This window comes from Pelistega sp. MC2, assembly GCF_900099475.1.
Classification (GTDB): Bacteria; Pseudomonadota; Gammaproteobacteria; order Burkholderiales; family Burkholderiaceae_B; genus Taylorella; species Taylorella indica.
This window is the reverse complement of the sequence record NZ_LT628274.1, coordinates 652,998-668,592: the sequence shown is the minus strand read 5'-3', so window position 1 is coordinate 668,592 and position 15,595 is coordinate 652,998. Positions and strand designations below refer to the sequence as shown.

The 15,595-nt window shown below is 38.6% G+C and carries 13 protein-coding genes; 7 read left to right on the top strand and 6 right to left on the bottom strand.

What is annotated here, in order from left to right:
* The first annotated feature begins 43 nt into the window (after positions 1–43).
* A complete protein-coding gene (gene greA / locus BQ4443_RS04895) occupies positions 44–523 on the top strand; it encodes a transcription elongation factor GreA (protein ID WP_023950379.1) in 480 nt (159 codons plus the stop codon).
* Positions 524–644: 121 nt separating this feature from the next.
* Here the strand turns inward: greA and yhbY are convergent, their stop codons facing one another.
* Complete coding sequence (gene yhbY, locus BQ4443_RS04890) at positions 645–1,208, bottom strand: ribosome assembly RNA-binding protein YhbY (protein ID WP_173391499.1); 564 nt, start codon at positions 1,206–1,208, stop codon at positions 645–647.
* Between the two features lie 47 nt (positions 1,209–1,255).
* Between yhbY and BQ4443_RS04885 the strand changes: the two genes are divergently transcribed.
* The 5 genes from BQ4443_RS04885 (at position 1,256) to BQ4443_RS04865 (ending at position 7,457) form a co-directional block, all read left to right on the top strand.
* The gene (locus BQ4443_RS04885; protein WP_023950383.1) at positions 1,256–1,897 is read left to right on the top strand and encodes an RlmE family RNA methyltransferase; all 642 of its coding nucleotides are present in this window, start codon (positions 1,256–1,258) and stop codon (positions 1,895–1,897) included.
* Positions 1,898–2,051: 154 nt separating this feature from the next.
* The gene (ftsH, locus tag BQ4443_RS04880; protein WP_083331861.1) at positions 2,052–4,004 is read left to right on the top strand and encodes an ATP-dependent zinc metalloprotease FtsH; all 1,953 of its coding nucleotides are present in this window, start codon (positions 2,052–2,054) and stop codon (positions 4,002–4,004) included.
* Positions 4,005–4,035: 31 nt separating this feature from the next.
* A complete protein-coding gene (gene folP / locus BQ4443_RS04875; protein WP_071058220.1) occupies positions 4,036–4,887 on the top strand; it encodes a dihydropteroate synthase in 852 nt (283 codons plus the stop codon).
* A complete protein-coding gene (gene glmM, locus BQ4443_RS04870) occupies positions 4,884–6,227 on the top strand; it encodes a phosphoglucosamine mutase (RefSeq protein WP_023950389.1) in 1,344 nt (447 codons plus the stop codon). Before folP ends, glmM begins: the two co-directional genes overlap by 4 nt.
* A 462-nt stretch (positions 6,228–6,689) precedes the next feature.
* Positions 6,690–7,457: a GNAT family N-acetyltransferase gene (locus tag BQ4443_RS04865; protein WP_071058219.1), complete on the top strand. Its 768-nt coding sequence runs from the start codon at positions 6,690–6,692 to the stop codon at positions 7,455–7,457.
* Here BQ4443_RS04865 and BQ4443_RS04860 read toward each other — a convergent pair.
* From BQ4443_RS04860 to BQ4443_RS04845, 4 genes are all read right to left on the bottom strand, one after another.
* Positions 7,437–8,300: an ATP-binding cassette domain-containing protein gene (locus tag BQ4443_RS04860; protein ID WP_052019289.1), complete on the bottom strand. Its 864-nt coding sequence runs from the start codon at positions 8,298–8,300 to the stop codon at positions 7,437–7,439. The genes BQ4443_RS04865 and BQ4443_RS04860 overlap by 21 nt on opposite strands.
* A gap of 2 nt (positions 8,301–8,302) precedes the next feature.
* Complete coding sequence (locus tag BQ4443_RS04855; RefSeq protein WP_071058218.1) at positions 8,303–9,298, bottom strand: FecCD family ABC transporter permease; 996 nt, start codon at positions 9,296–9,298, stop codon at positions 8,303–8,305.
* A 13-nt stretch (positions 9,299–9,311) separates the two neighbouring features.
* A complete protein-coding gene (locus BQ4443_RS04850; RefSeq protein ID WP_083331860.1) occupies positions 9,312–10,175 on the bottom strand; it encodes a heme/hemin ABC transporter substrate-binding protein in 864 nt (287 codons plus the stop codon).
* Positions 10,176–10,247: 72 nt separating this feature from the next.
* Positions 10,248–11,282 carry a hemin-degrading factor gene (locus tag BQ4443_RS04845; RefSeq protein ID WP_023950397.1) on the bottom strand — a complete coding sequence of 345 codons (1,035 nt, stop codon included), beginning with the start codon at positions 11,280–11,282 and terminating at the stop codon, positions 10,248–10,250.
* A 195-nt stretch (positions 11,283–11,477) separates the two neighbouring features.
* Between BQ4443_RS04845 and BQ4443_RS04840 the strand changes: the two genes are divergently transcribed.
* Positions 11,478–13,895, top strand: a complete 2,418-nt coding sequence (locus BQ4443_RS04840) for a TonB-dependent hemoglobin/transferrin/lactoferrin family receptor (RefSeq protein ID WP_071058217.1) — start codon at positions 11,478–11,480, stop codon at positions 13,893–13,895.
* Positions 13,896–13,977: 82 nt separating this feature from the next.
* Here BQ4443_RS04840 and ppx read toward each other — a convergent pair whose 3' ends face one another.
* Complete coding sequence (ppx, locus tag BQ4443_RS04835) at positions 13,978–15,459, bottom strand: exopolyphosphatase (RefSeq protein WP_173391500.1); 1,482 nt, start codon at positions 15,457–15,459, stop codon at positions 13,978–13,980.
* Positions 15,460–15,595: the final 136 nt, after the last annotated feature.

Here is a 15,595-nt window from a genome sequence, read left to right as displayed (position 1 = left end):
AGCGTTTAATTTTTAGGAAAACATAACTATAAAGGGACTTATTATGTCAACAGCTTTACCATTAACGGTGTCAGGGGCTAAGCGATTAAATGAGGAGTTGGCCCGTCTAAAATCAGTAGAACGTCCAGCAGTTATTGAAGCAATTGCAGAAGCTCGTGCTCAAGGTGATTTATCTGAAAATGCTGAGTACGATGCAGCTAGAGAGCGCCAAGGCTTTATTGAAGCGCGTATCAAAGAGCTTGAAGGTGCATTGTCTAATTCTCAAATAATCGATCCTACCACCTTAGATGTGGATGATAGAGTTGTATTTGGCGCAACAGTAAAATTGGAAGATTTAGAATCAGGTGATACTGTACAGTATCAGATCGTTGGTGATTTAGAAGCAGATATTAAGCAAAATCTTATTTCTATTTCTAGCCCAGTGGCTCGTGGTTTAATTGGTAAATCAGAGGGTGATGTGGTATTGATTCGCGTACCGTCAGGGGAACGTGAATTTGAGATTCTTGAAGTGAGTTACGTCTGAGACCAATCCTGACCCAATTATTGGGAGGATGGTATAAATACTATCCTCCTTTTTTTATGGGCTGAGATTTTTATCAAGGAAAAAGGTGTTAACTTCTAAAAACCTCAAGCCTTAAAGTCTTTTAACGTCCTCTACGACCGGCACGTAATGTTAATGCACTTCCTTTGCGAGTAGGGATATTAGGTTTAGCAGGACGTGCTATTACTTTGTTCGCTTTGGTTGTGCTAGTTGTGCGTTGAGGTTTTTTAGGTGCTAAGTCATCATTACCTTTTGGTGCTGATGATTTATATTTTTTATCCTTGATTGTTTTACCTGCAGCGGCTAATTTCTTGGGTGTATATTCTTCGTTCGGCGCTCGTCTACTACGCTCAAGAGGAGGTTTAGCTGGTGCTAAAAAGTGAGCATGCTCAGGCGTATTACGGAATAAGGTTAAGATTTTGCCCAAATGAGCGACTAACTGACAGTCAAGTTCTTGGGTGATGGTATCGGCAATAGTAAGACGATTTTCGCGGTCGTCCCCAGCTACTTGGACTTTTATTAGTCCATGAACTGTTAAACTATGGTCAATCTCTTTAAGGACAGAAGGTGTAAGACCATTGTCACCAATTAAAACGACAGGTTTTAGTGAGTGAGCTGCGGCACGTAGCGTGCTACGCTCTTTAGAAGAGAGTACAATTTTCGATATAGTCATTTTCGTTAAACTCAAACAGTATTAATTAGGATTTTAGGCAAATGCCCAAAAAAAAGTTCTCAAAAGAATGGATTCATCAACATATTAATGACCCATACGTAAAACTAGCCAAGCAAAAAGGGTATCGGGCAAGAGCGGCATTTAAGCTGATAGAACTTCTTGATACCGAAAAACTTATGCATAAAGGTGACATTATAGTCGACTTAGGCTCAACACCAGGCAGTTGGTCACAAGTTGCTCGAGAAAGATTGTTAGGACCTGGTGGTGTGATTGATGGCCGGGTTATTGCCTTAGATATTTTACCAATGGAACCGATTGCTGGTGTTGAATTTATTCAAGGTGATTTTCGAGAGGATGAGGTTCTTGAGCAACTTAAAGAAAGAGTGGGTGAGCAACAAGTAGATTTAGTGATTTCTGATATGGCTCCAAATCTTTCTGGCATTAGCTCTGCAGACTCAGCAAGGATTGAACATATTGTTGAGTTAGCGATTGATTTTGCGACAAATCATCTAAAACCAGAGGGTGCTTTAATTGTCAAGGCTTTCCATGGGAGTGGTTTTTCTCAATTAGTGGAGCTGTTTAAACGTCATTTTAAACGTGTCGTAGAGCGTAAACCACAAGCATCAAGAGATAAATCCTCTGAAACATTTATTGTCGGTAAAGGACTAAAAAATCGCTCTTGATTTCTAAGTTTTTCCCCTAATATAAAAAGAACGTAAATAGAGCGTACTTAACAGCCTGTTTTGCCCACAGGAATAATTTCTCATGTAAAATAGGTCTGTTAAGCTAAATTGTAATGAGTAAAACTGTCTGAGTTTTACGCAGGAGTATTCTACGTTGAACAAGAATTTTTCAAAATTTGCCATGTGGGCGATTTTTATCGTTGTATTGTTTACTGTATTCAAACAATACGATGATGTTGGACTGTCTAATCCTAATGGCGTATCTTATAGCCAGTTTATGGCTGACTCTAAAGCAGGAAAGATTAATTCTGTTGTTATCCAAGGTAATACACTAACCGTGACCCCTAATGATGGTCGACCTTATGAAATTACAACACCAAATGATATTTGGATGGTTGGTGATTTGATGAATGATGGTGTTAAGGTAACAGCTAAACCTATAGAAAAGGCCTCGTTCTTAACAACAGCGTTGATTTCTTGGTTCCCAATGATTCTGTTAATTGGCGTATGGATTTTCTTCATGCGTCAAATGCAAGGCGGAGGCAAAGGTGGTGCTTTTAGTTTTGGTAAATCTCGTGCCAAAATGCTTGATGAAAGCAATAACCATGTGACGTTTGCTGATGTTGCCGGGGTTGAAGAGGCGAAGGAAGATGTACAAGAATTAGTGGATTTCTTAAGAGACCCATCAAAATTCCAACGTCTTGGTGGACGTATTCCTCGAGGTGTCTTAATGGTAGGTCCTCCAGGGACAGGTAAAACGCTACTTGCGAAAGCAATTGCAGGCGAGGCTAAAGTTCCGTTCTTTACGATTTCGGGTTCAGATTTCGTTGAAATGTTTGTGGGTGTAGGTGCTTCACGTGTTCGTGATATGTTTGAGAATGCTAAAAAACATGCACCATGCATTGTTTTTATTGACGAGATTGATGCTGTTGGTCGTCAGCGTGGCGCTGGTGTTGGTGGTGGTAATGACGAACGCGAACAAACACTTAACCAGATGCTAGTTGAGATGGATGGTTTTGAGTCTGGGCAATCTGTGATTGTGATTGCGGCAACCAATAGACCTGATGTGCTAGACCCTGCATTGTTACGTCCAGGTCGTTTTGATCGTCAAGTGGTCGTAAATTTACCAGATGTACGTGGTCGTGAGCATATTCTAAATGTACATATGCGTAAAGTGCCATTGGCTCCCAATGTAAACCCATCTGTTTTAGCACGTGGTACACCGGGCTTTTCAGGGGCTGATTTAGCGAATCTAGTGAATGAAGCTGCTTTATTCGCTGCTCGTCGTAATGGTCGCACTGTAGATATGGTGGACTTTGAAAAAGCCAAAGATAAAATCATCATGGGTGCAGAACGTCGTTCAATTGTGATGCCAGAAGAAGAGCGTAGAAATACCGCTTATCACGAAGCTGGTCATGCGATAGTGGCGTGGTTATTACCTAAAACGGATCCAGTTCACAAAGTAACTATTATCCCTCGTGGGCGTGCATTAGGGGTGACTATGCAATTACCAGAGGGTGATCGCTATAGTATGGATAAAGAGCGTCTATTGAATATGATTTCAGTCTTGTTTGGTGGGCGTATTGCTGAAGAAGTCTTTATGAATCAAATGACGACAGGTGCTTCTAATGACTTTGAACGAGCTACTGCATTAGCGCGTGATATTGTGACTCGTTATGGTATGACAGACTCATTAGGTCCTATGGTGTATGCAGAAAACGAAAATGAGGTGTTCTTAGGTCGTAGTGTGACTAAAACGACTCATGTTTCTGAAGCAACGATGCAAAAAGTTGATGCAGAAATTCGTAAAATTATTGATGAACAGTATAAAGTTGCTCGTGATTTGATTGAAGCTAACCGTGACAAAATGGAAGTAATGGCTAAATCATTGCTTGAGTGGGAAACGATTGATGCAGAACAAATTGCGGATATTATGGCAGGTAAGCAACCACGCCCACCTCATGAGCCTGATAAACCTTATGACAGCAAAGGTGACTCAACACCTCCAGCATCTGGCGTAGCTGTTGTGGCAGCGGATGCTCCAACGGCAGTTGATGCTGACAAAAAAGAGGGTGGTGGCGATAAAAATGCCACAGAGCCAATCTAATCTGTTGTACTAATAAACATATAGCAATTATATGAATTCTATTTTTCAATGCGGACGCTTCGAACTACGGTTCGAACGTCCTTTTATTATGGGTATTGTCAATGTAACCCCAGATTCTTTTTCTGATGGGATGCAACATTATTCTACCCAAGAAGCTATTGCCCACGGCTTAAAATTAATTGAAGAGGGTGCGGATATTTTGGATATTGGGGGAGAATCTACACGTCCTGGTGCAGAGCCTGTTCCTATTGATGAGGAAATTAGACGTATAGTTCCTGTTATTGAAGGACTTAAGGACTGTGGCGTTCCTTTATCCATTGATACTTTTAAACCAGAGGTAATGCTTGCTGCTTTAGAGGCTGGTGCTGATTTGATTAATGATATTAATGCACTGCGTGGAAAAGGGGCTATTGAGGTAGTGCAACAGTTTCCAAATTGTGGAATTTGTATTATGCATATGCATGGTCAGCCAAAGACAATGCAAGTCAATCCGCCCGATTATAATAATGATGTTACCCAAGCTGTCTATGATTTTTTGGCTGAACGTATTGCTCAATTAGAGCAGAATGGTATAGCGTCAAATCGTATTATGATTGATCCTGGTTTTGGATTTGGTAAAACTGTTCAACAAAATTATCAATTATTAGCAAAGCTACCTCTTTTAAAATCTCTAAATAAGCCTATACTAGTGGGAGTTTCTAGAAAATCCATGATTGGTTCTGTGACTGGTTTGGATGTCAACCACAGATTATCTGGAAGTATTGCTGCTGGATTAGCTAGCTTGGATAGAGGAGCAGTGGTGCTACGTGTACATGATGTATGGCAAACAAAGAGCGTAGTAGAGGTATGGAAAACAATTGCACAGGAGTCGAATAAAAAATGAGTCGCAAATATTTTGGTACCGATGGGGTGAGAGGTAAAGTAGGTGGTCCAGTTATTAATGCTGAATTTGCTTTAAAGTTAGGGTATGCAGCTGGTCAAGTGCTAACGGCACAGCATGAAGGAAATAACCGTCCTGGTGTCTTAATCGGTAAAGATACTCGTGTATCAGGCTATATGTTGGAATCGGCTCTTGAAGCAGGGTTGAGTGCAGCAGGGATAGATGTTTTTTTAGCGGGACCTATCCCAACGCCTGCAGTAGCGTATTTAACTCGTGCATTACGTCTTGATGCAGGTGTGGTCATTAGTGCCTCTCATAATCCTTATTATGATAATGGGATTAAATTTTTCTCTGCACATGGTATGAAACTTCCTGATGAAGTTGAAGCAGAAATTGAGCGTTTATTAGATGAGCCTATTGGTTGCGTTGATTCAGAAAAAATTGGTCGAGCAAAACGTATCGAAGATGCGGCTGGGCGCTATATTGAATTTTGTAAAAGTACATTCCCTCATGACCTAGACCTAAGAGGATTACGTATTGTTGTTGATAGTGCTCATGGGGCTGCTTATCATATTGCACCACCTGTGTTCCAAGAGTTAGGTGCTGAGGTGATTACGATTGGATCGAACCCAGATGGTTTTAATATTAATAAGAATGTAGGTGCGCTACACCCAGAAATATTAGCCTCAACGGTGAGTGCTTATCGTGCTGACTATGGGATTGCCTTGGATGGTGATGCTGATCGTATCCAGATGGTTGATTCTAGAGGCAATATCTATAATGGCGATCAACTGCTATATGCTGTTGTGCTTGAAAGATTAAAAAATGGTCCTGTCAAAGGGGTGGTTGGCACATTAATGACAAACTACGGCTTTGAAAAACGGATGAATGAAATGGGTATTCCATTTATTCGTGCTAATGTAGGTGACCGCTATGTGATGGAACAATTACTTGCTAATGGTTGGCTATATGGTGGTGAAAGTTCAGGGCATTTATTGTGTTTGGATCGTCATACCACAGGGGATGGGATTATTGCGGCTTTACAAGTGTTAACAGGGTTAGTACGTAATAAGACAACTCTAAAAGAGTGGGTGAAAGATTTAGAGATGTATTCACAGGTTATGGTGAATGTTCCTATTGATTCTGGTATTGATTGGAAAAATCATGCAGGTCTAATAGAAGCACAAAAACAAGTAGAGCAGAAATTAGCTGGTCGTGGACGTACCTTAATCCGTGCGTCAGGGACAGAGCCAAAATTACGTTTGATGGTCGAAGCAGAAAACTATACGTTAGCGAAGTCATGTGTTGATATATTAGCCAACGTAGATTTGAAAAAAGCGTAGTGAATAAGTTGAGAAATAATAAAACAAACGTTTTATTATTTCAGACTGTCGATAAAGTTGTACTTTCGGCGTGCCGGTTTTTATAATGAGTTTAAGAGGTTGCTGTCTTTGTAATTTTATATAAAAAACTGCACGTCAAAATCAACAATCTGAGATAATAAAACAAGTGTTTAAATAATAAAACAAACGTTTTATTATTTCAGACTGTCGATAAAGTTGTACTTTCGGCGTGCCGGTTTTTATAATGAGTTTAAGAGGTTGCTGTCTTTGTAATTTTATATAAAAAACTGCACGTCAAAATCAACAATCTGAGATAATAAAACAAGTGTTTATTAAATAATAAAACAAACGTTTATTAAATAATAAAACAAGCGTTTCATTATTTCTTGTTTGTGAAAAAAAATTGTAAAATGTCTTTGCTAAACTAAACACTTTTATAAAGACTAAGGAAAAAAATAAGATATGCGTGAGATTCTCAGAACGCAATCATCAGATGTCCCAGGAGATGCGGGGCTTGTCTTAGGATTTGCAGAAACAGCGGCTGAGGTTGAAGCCTTGCAGCGGTTACGTTACGATGTGTACACAAAAGAAATGAATGTAATCTTTCCTGATGCAGTTGATGGCATAGATAAAGATAAATACGATGAATTTTGTGAACATTTGATGGTATGTGATGAAAGAAACAATCAAGTTGTTGGTACCTATCGCATATTAAGTCCAGAGCATGCAAAAGCAGCAGGGGGCTATTATTCAGAATCTGAGTTTGATATTAGTTCATTAGATAGTAATCGTCATCTACTTACAGAATGTGGTCGTTCTTGCACTCATCCTGATTATAGAGGTGGTCCAGCAATTATGCTGTTGTGGACTGGTCTTGCACGCTATTTATTCATGCATAACTATCGTTATATGTTGGGATGCGCCAGTGTTAGTCTAGCTGACGGTGGTATTCAAGCAGCAGAAGTTTGGCGTGCAGCTAAACAAGAGATTATGCGCCACCCTGAACTTTCTCAAGTCAAACCATTATTACCTTATCCACTAGATAAATTACCTGTCTTAGAGGGAGATGCTCAAGTTAAAGTACCTCCGCTGATTAAGGGGTATTTAAAGATTGGTGCAAGAATTTGTGGTGAACCAGCATGGGATAAAAATTTTAATTCCGCGGATTTCCCTGTGATTATTGATTCTCATTATATGGATAAGCGTTATTTAAAGCATTTTGGACTCTAGCATAAGCTGTTTTGAATCTCCCCAAACCACTAGTACCTTGTCAGGGATAAGTGGATGGGGAATCATTTGTCCACGGATACCATAAGTTTTTTCTAGGTTATCAGTGGTTAGCACTTGGTTGGGAACACCTTCCGCAATTAGTTTTCCCTCAGCGAGCAAGGCTAGACGATCACAATATAGTGCTGCTAGATTGACATCATGTAAAACAAGCAAAATGCCAATATTGAACTCATGTGCTAATCGTTTAAGACATTTGAGAACACTTTGTTGATGTTTAGGGTCTAGGCTAGATGTTGGTTCATCAAGTAAGCAATATGGGCTATTTTTAGTGATATGTAAAGAGGCAAATAGTTGGACTAGAATCCGTGCGAATTGTATCCGTTGTTTTTCTCCACCCGATAAGTCTTGGTAAATACGATCAATTAACGGTGAAACCTCTGCCCATTCACAAGCCTGTAAAATAAGTTTGTCTCGTTCTGATACAGAAAGTTCAGGAAAAGGATAAGTACCCATTTCAATCACATCATGTACGCTTAATTCAAAGTGTAAACTTGGGTATTGAGGTAATACACTGCGACAACGAGCCAATTGACTAGCAGGTGAGGTGAGAACATTTAATGAATTAAGGGTCACTTCGCCAGATAAGAGTGGTAAGGTAATTTTATCACCAGCCATAATAGTTGAAAGTGTGGATTTACCTGCGCCATTAGCACCTAATAATGCCACCACTTCACCATTCTTAATTGTTAATGATACGTGATCAAGAACAGGGCGTGTACTACTATGCTTGACTAAGATATTTTTTGCTACAAGACCTAAGACAGGTGAAGAAGATGTTGTCATTGTCATATACGTTTATTTCTTAGTAAGAGATAGAGAAAGAAAGGACCACCAAATAGACTCGTTAATAAACCAACGGGAAGCTCTGCAGGTGTAATGAGGGTTCTGGCAACAGTATCTGCCAATGTTAATAATAATGCTCCACCTAGGATAGAAGCGGGCATAAGTTGTTTGTGATTTGCTCCTAATAGCAGGCGCATAATATGGGGGACAACTAATCCTATAAATCCAATTCCTCCTGTGACAGCTACTAATGGACCCACTAAAAGAGCTACAGTGAGGATTAAACGTTTACGTAGCGCAACCATGGAGAAGCCTAAGTGGACAACTTCACGCTCACCCAGTAAGAGAGCATTGAGAGCTTTCCATTGTGAATAAAGAAAAAATAAACCAATGAGTGTCCAAGGGATTAAAAAATAGAGTAAATGCCAAGAGCTGGTTGCTAAACTTCCCATACTCCAAAAAGTTAAATCACGTAACTGAGCATCATTAGCTATATATGTCAGGATGCCAATACTACTAAAAGCAATGGCATTAATCGCAATGCCAGCCAATAAAAGACCAGCAATATTTCCAAAACGTTGTCCAATTAAATACGCTAGAAGAGTTGCGATCAGACTGCCCAAAAAAGCTAAAGTGGCAATAAGTGGTAGCCCTGCACCAAATAATACAATTGCAACTACTGCGCCTAGTGACGCACCTGCAGAAATTCCCATTAACCCTGGTTCCGCAAGAGGGTTACGGAATAGAGCCTGCATGACTACACCTGCAATGGCAAGTACTGCCCCAACAATAGTTGATAGAATAACGCGTGGAAGACGAATATCAATGAGTACTTTCTGCACTAGGGTGTAGGATTCAGTTGTGGATTTGAATAAAACCCCGCTTATTTCTGACCATGAAATACGAACAGCTCCGTATCCTACCGATATAGCAATGATAACCAATAGGCATACTGCTAGCAGTAGATGAAAATAAAAAGGCTTTTTTACAAAGTACATAAACTAGCTGTCATTAAAGGTTAGTGGCGGTTTTTATTTGGCGTATAGCCTCTCCTGTTCGAGGACCAAGCCCCATGGCAAGTAAGTCATCCAAAATAATAATACGATTATTTTTAGCGGCAGGAGAATTTATGATAGCAGGATGTGATTTTATTTTCTCTATACCTCCACTTGCTTTCGCGGAGAACTCTGTGACAATAATGAGTTCAGGTTCAATATTAGCAAGATTTTCTGCTGATACAGGTTTATACCCTTGTTGATGAGCAAAAATATTCTCAACACCAGCAGATTTCATAATTTCATCTGCAGCAGTATGCTTACCAGCAGCCATCAATGCACCTGTACGATTAATGAGTAAAACTGTTTTCAATGCTTTGCCTGGCAAAGCTTGTGCAGAAAGAATATCTTGTTTTACCTTATTAATTAGCTCCTCTCCTTGTTCTGATGCATTTAGTAATTGTGAAATTTGCTTAATGCGAGTATAGATAACTTCAATAGAAGGGGAGTCGGCAATCGTATAAATGGAGAGTCCTAAATTTTTTAAATTATCAATTGTTTTTTTGGGGCCAGCTTGCTCAGAAACAAGAACCATATTAGGATTAAGAGAAATAATACCTTCAATAGGTAAGGCTCGGTAATAGCCTACCTGAGGAAGTTGCATAGCTTGTTGTGGATAAATACTTGAACTATCAACGCCTACTAAATATTTTTCTTGATTGAGAGCATAAATAATTTCCGTAATACTTCCCCCTAAACTGATAATTCGATTTTCATGAGAGGAAGATATATTAGCACGAGCAATGGTGCTGTATAAGGTACTTAAACTAAAGGTAATAAGAATATAGAAGAGTATTTTTTTGATCATTTTAATAGTCATAGGTAATTTACTTAGTACATCATGATGGATTAAGGATATATTCTTTTGAATGAGTAGGAGTAATGTTTTGTATTAATCACTTTTCAATGGTTTAGAACAAATAGATAACATGAGTTGTCTCCATTCTGGTAGTTCGGGGTTTCCTGGCTTGCGAGCTCCAAAAAATTGAGCAATCATTTCACCTCCTTTTTCATAGAGCTCTAATGATGTAACCCATCCATCTTGAGAAGGTTTATTTACAACCCAAGCGCTGGCAATATCATTAGTGTTTAGGTGAAGATTGAATGTTGGGTCGAGCACATTAAACCATGGGCCTGTTCGGAGGAGTTTTTGTATTGGCCCAGTATGAATTTGAATTAAATGAGGGTTACCTACAAAACACATAATTGGTAGACGCGTATTGGCAGTGTGCGTAAGTATTTTTTCAATAATACTAGTAGGATTTTCTAACTTTTGTGCCAAATCATTCCCAGCTGAAGCGAGGGCGGTCAGGCGATGAATATTCCATTTTTGCAACAATGGAAAGAAATCATGAGTATCTTGCATGGACAACCATTCATCACGTAATTCACTAGGAGCCTGTGAAGTATACTGATGATGGACAGTAATATCTTCTAGAGGAGGGACAAGTTCAGAAGATGTAAAGTCAGCAATTAGTTGATGAAAAGCTTCGTTATTTGTTTTTTCAGTGAGATAAACCTTATGAATAGCCACCCCAGCTTTATCAAAAAATTGAATACTATGTCGACTATCTTGAGAAACAGCCCAGACAGTTTGCCAATTTGATAAAAATAACCGTAAATCAATATCGGCACCAAGAACCAATCCTACAGGTGCTTTACCTACAGATATTTTTTCATAGTTTCCTTGTTTTTCATGCACACACCATGGATTTCGGGTTAAGGCCATGACATGTCCTAGTTCTCCAAGGCGACGAAAAATTTCTCTAAATTGTGTTCCAAGAAAAACACTTCTTACGCCACAGCATTCAGCCTGTACAAGATCTCTTTCACTAACCCCTAATTTGTCAGCCACATTTTTGATTCGTAGATGAGGTTCTGTTGTAAGTAAGCTTTGAGCTTGTTCTTTTAATGTAGAAAGATCCATGAGATTTCCTTTTTGAAATAATAAATTGAATGAAATGTTGTCTTAATAGAACCAATCAGATTACTTTTTTCAAGAGTTAGATGTTACAAAAATGTAATTTGATAGGTGTTCTCTTTAAATTTATTTATGATATTATAAATGATAATTATTATCATTCTTATTATAAAGAAATAAATAGTTTTTAGAGGAATGTAAATGCAATTATTTCAGTTAAAACCATTAACGCTAGGATTAGGGATGGCATGTAGTGGATTAGTTTTTGCCCAAACGGATGCCACAGTAAACAGTACTAATAACGCCAGTAAAAAAGATACTGTTCCTATCTTATCTTCTATAGTTGTTACACAAGACTATTTAACAGACACCCCTGCAGCTGCTGATAAAAAAGTGACAAAAAATGAGTTGGAACGTGAAAATATACAGAGTTGGTCTGATTTAAGTAAACGATTAGATGCAGGATTGAATTTTAATGAGCGAAATAAAAGCATTAATATACGCGGCTTAGATGGTGATCGGGTTAATGTAACTGAGGATGGAATTCCTTTACCCTGGCTAAATGATGGTACTCGAGGTGTAACAGGTGGTGTAGATGGTATTAATTTTAATAATATAGCTAGTATTAATATTCAAAAAGGAACAGGTTCTCATGGTACAAATGCATTAGCTGGTACTGTAGCGATACAGACATTAAGGGCAAGCGACATTTTGACTGAAGGAAAGAATATTGGTTTTTTAGGTAGAAGTAGTTATTCAGGGTATGACAATAGCTGGTTGATAGATAGTGCATTAGCTGCAAGATTAGGAGCAAATACCAGGGCACTTATTCAATATGGTTATAAGCAAGGACATGAGGCTAAAAATAAAGCTTCTGTTGGAGGGTATGGCAGCAATCGTAGCAAGACCAATCCTCGTGATTATGATGTAAATCAATATTCTTTACGCCTTGAACATGATATGTCACCATCACAACGGATTGGTTTGGGAGTGAGTATGTACCAGTCTCAAAGCGAAATAGATGAATTAAATCAACAGGGCCCTATTATTAATTCGACTACGGGAGTTAAAACAGAGAATTATTCAATTGGTCAATATCAATCAAGTGAAAAAACTCAACGAGAACGTGTTTGGTTGGAATATGATTACAAAACACAAGAGAATTTCACTGGTTTGGACCAAATTTCAGCTGTTTTATATTGGCAGAAAACAAAACGAACAGATGGTATAGATGCCTATAGGAACCATAAAACAACAACACGCAGTGGGCTCGTGTATAGTATTCATCCTTATGGTGATTATATGCGTAGTAATATGGTTCAATCACAAAGTTATGGTTTAAATCTTAAGGCATCAGGTACGGTGGGAAATGAGGATTTTTCATCTCGTTGGATGACTGGCTTGTTATGGGATAGAGGATATTTTAAACAGTACTCTAGAGGAAATGATAGCTGCTCAAATGGGCAAGCACAAACAGAGTGGGATAATGTCACTTTGCCAGCGATAAAAACGGCGTTTACACTCTTAGGTATTCCATTATCTCAAAAGGCTTTGCAAGGGGCTTATACAGGTTATATGATGGGATGCAGTTTCTTGCATACTAATCAGCAGGATATCCCCAATGTTGATACCAATGATGTCAGTATTTATTTGCAAAATACGTTTGCTTGGAATAATAATACTTTTCAAGTGACTCCAGGTATTCGTTATGATTACTATCAACGCCACCCTAAAGGAACATCACAATTTTCAGCTTCTACTATAGATTTGTTAGCTGGAAGTTTTGCTAAAAGTAGTGATGGTTATTGGTCTCCCTCTATTGACCTACGGTATCAACCGATAGCAGGATTAAATTTTTATACGCGTTATAGTGAAGGATTTAGAGCGCCTACAGCTTCAGAGTTGTATATGCAATATGGTTCAGAAGCTAATTATTTACGTCGTGGTAATCCAAATTTACAACCAGAGACAAGCAGAGGTTACGAAATAGGGGTCATGTATGAGAATCAAAATCTGACAACTTCGTTAGCATTTTTTGACCAGTATTATAAAAATTTCATCGAATCTAATCTAGCTATTGATGAGAAAATTTATGCACAGTTACAAGCTCAAGGTTTATATCCATATGGTGTTTTTGAAACACGTAATTTGAATAAAGTCAGAATTTATGGTGTTGAAGCATCTGCCTTTTTAAATTTTCAACAAAATTGGCATTTAAGAGGCTCGCTTGCTTGGTCAGTAGGTAAAGATAAAACAAACAACACTTATCTTAATTCAGTTGCTCCTTTGAAAGCGATTATTAGTTTGGGTTATGACAAAACTAATTGGGGTTTAGAAGGAACATGGACATTAGTAGCAAAACGCAGCAAAGTGAGATATCCAGCTTCTGATTTTAAAGCAGGTGGATATGGAGTATTTGATTTGTTTGGCTATTGGGCACCAGAATCAGTTAAAGGATTTCGAGTACAGGCGGGGCTGATGAATGTATTTGATAAGAAATATTGGATTGCAACTAATCTTCCAACGTATACAGGTGCTAGTGGGCAAACTGATCGTTCGATAGACTATTATACAGAACGGGGTCGTCATGCTGTGTTATCACTAAGCTATCAATATTAGCAAGAAAAACATCCACATTACTATCGTTGTCACTAAGGCATAAGTGGCAACGATAAAGCATGAATGAAAAATGCCTTGGCCCTTAAAATTCTTCGATACTAAATTCAAAGCCGACAGATTCCCACTCTTTACTTTCAAGATCCAGGCTGTAGCGAGTGAGAGGGTGTGTCTCTAACCATCTTTTATCAATTTTTAGAGATATATGCTGTTGGCGATTGGTATTTAGTTGTAACTCTACTTTAGGTGGTTGACGTTTTCTGAGGAATAACACTGATAATCTTAAACACAAAATAGCCTGCCATTTGTCCATACTCAAATGCTGAATTTGTGCTTTGTTCAATCGACCTTGATGTAGTAGCGCTAATGTAGCTAAACGACGCTGATCATCTCTTGAAAAACCGGGCATATCGGCATTTTCTAATACATAAGCGGTATGTTTATGATAGGACACTTGAGAAATACTCAAACCAATTTCATGTAAATCAGCTGCCCATCCTAAAACACGACGCATATCTTCTTTATTATTGGCATTAATGGAATCAAAGAGTCCAAGAGCAAATGCTTTCACACGTTGTGCTTGTTTGGTATCAATATGATAACGTCGAATGAATAATTTAACTGTTTCATCACGTTTGTCTGATGCCTCATGGCGACCAAGCATATCGTATAGCACACCGACACGTAAAGCACCTTCACCTTGGTACATACGCTCAATTTTAAGTGTACGGAAAATAGCCAGCATAATGGCTAAACCAGCAGGTAAAACCTCCATACGATCGACTTTTAGTCCTCTTAATTCAGGCGTATTGGCTGAGCCGTGTTGAATAAGTACTTTTTTAAGCTTTAGCATGCCTTCTAGAGTAATGCCTTTGTCAGAAAAACCAGAGTCTTGTAGCACAGCCACTAAGGCTTTTGCTGTTCCAGATGATCCAAAAGCCTGCTCCCAACCCATTTTACGATAGGCTTTACTAATGACTTCTAATTCTTTGCTAGCTGCTAATTCTGCCTTTTCAAAGGCTTGAGCTGTAACTTTCCCTGAAGGAAAATAGGCTTTGGTATAACTTACACAGCCCATATGCAGAGATTGCATTAATTTTGGTTCTAAGCCCTTACCAATAATAAACTCAGTCGAACCTCCGCCAATATCCACAACTAAACGTCCCTCTTTAGATGGAGGAAGCTCATGTGCTACCCCTGAGAATACTAGACGCGCTTCTTCTTGACCTGAGATAACCTCAATTGGAAAACCTAAAGCATTCTCAGCTCTGGGAAGTAATTCATCAATATTTTTGGCAACACGGAATGTATTGGTAGCAACGGCACGAACTCTTGTTGCTGGAAAGTCATGAATACGTTCTCCAAAGCGTTGTAATACATTAACAGCACGTTGAATGGCTTCTTCACTTAATACATTATGCTCATTTAAGCCAGCGGCTAGGCGGACAGTTTCTTTTAATCGATCAATAGAATAGATTTGAGTGATGCCTTCATGTTGAACAATCCTGCCGACAGAAAGTCGAAAACTATTTGAACCTAAGTCAATTGAGGCAAGTAAATTATCCATTTCCATGTATCGCTACCTTTGCAATAAGAGTGGTTTAAATTTTAGCGTAAAAAAAAGCAATACAAGTATTTTTTAAAATAGCAGTCAGAATTAATCTCAATATAGGAAAAATAATTTAGACTGAAAGGATTAGCAC

Excerpts from the sequence above, each read along its gene's own strand:
- glmM (WP_023950389.1), top strand. The coding sequence starts at position 4,884 with ATGAGTCGCAAATATTTTGGTACCGATGGGGTGAGAGGTAAAGTAGGT.
- BQ4443_RS04855 (WP_071058218.1), bottom strand. The coding sequence starts at position 9,298 with ATGTACTTTGTAAAAAAGCCTTTTTATTTTCATCTACTGCTAGCAGTA.
- BQ4443_RS04860 (WP_052019289.1), bottom strand. The coding sequence starts at position 8,300 with ATGACAACATCTTCTTCACCTGTCTTAGGTCTTGTAGCAAAAAATATC.
- BQ4443_RS04885 (WP_023950383.1), top strand. The coding sequence starts at position 1,256 with ATGCCCAAAAAAAAGTTCTCAAAAGAATGGATTCATCAACATATTAAT.
- BQ4443_RS04865 (WP_071058219.1), top strand. The coding sequence starts at position 6,690 with ATGCGTGAGATTCTCAGAACGCAATCATCAGATGTCCCAGGAGATGCG.
- ppx (WP_173391500.1), bottom strand. The coding sequence starts at position 15,459 with ATGGATAATTTACTTGCCTCAATTGACTTAGGTTCAAATAGTTTTCGA.
- folP (WP_071058220.1), top strand. The coding sequence starts at position 4,036 with ATGAATTCTATTTTTCAATGCGGACGCTTCGAACTACGGTTCGAACGT.
- BQ4443_RS04840 (WP_071058217.1), top strand. The coding sequence starts at position 11,478 with ATGCAATTATTTCAGTTAAAACCATTAACGCTAGGATTAGGGATGGCA.
- greA (WP_023950379.1), top strand. The coding sequence starts at position 44 with ATGTCAACAGCTTTACCATTAACGGTGTCAGGGGCTAAGCGATTAAAT.
- BQ4443_RS04850 (WP_083331860.1), bottom strand. The coding sequence starts at position 10,175 with ATGACTATTAAAATGATCAAAAAAATACTCTTCTATATTCTTATTACC.
- BQ4443_RS04845 (WP_023950397.1), bottom strand. The coding sequence starts at position 11,282 with ATGGATCTTTCTACATTAAAAGAACAAGCTCAAAGCTTACTTACAACA.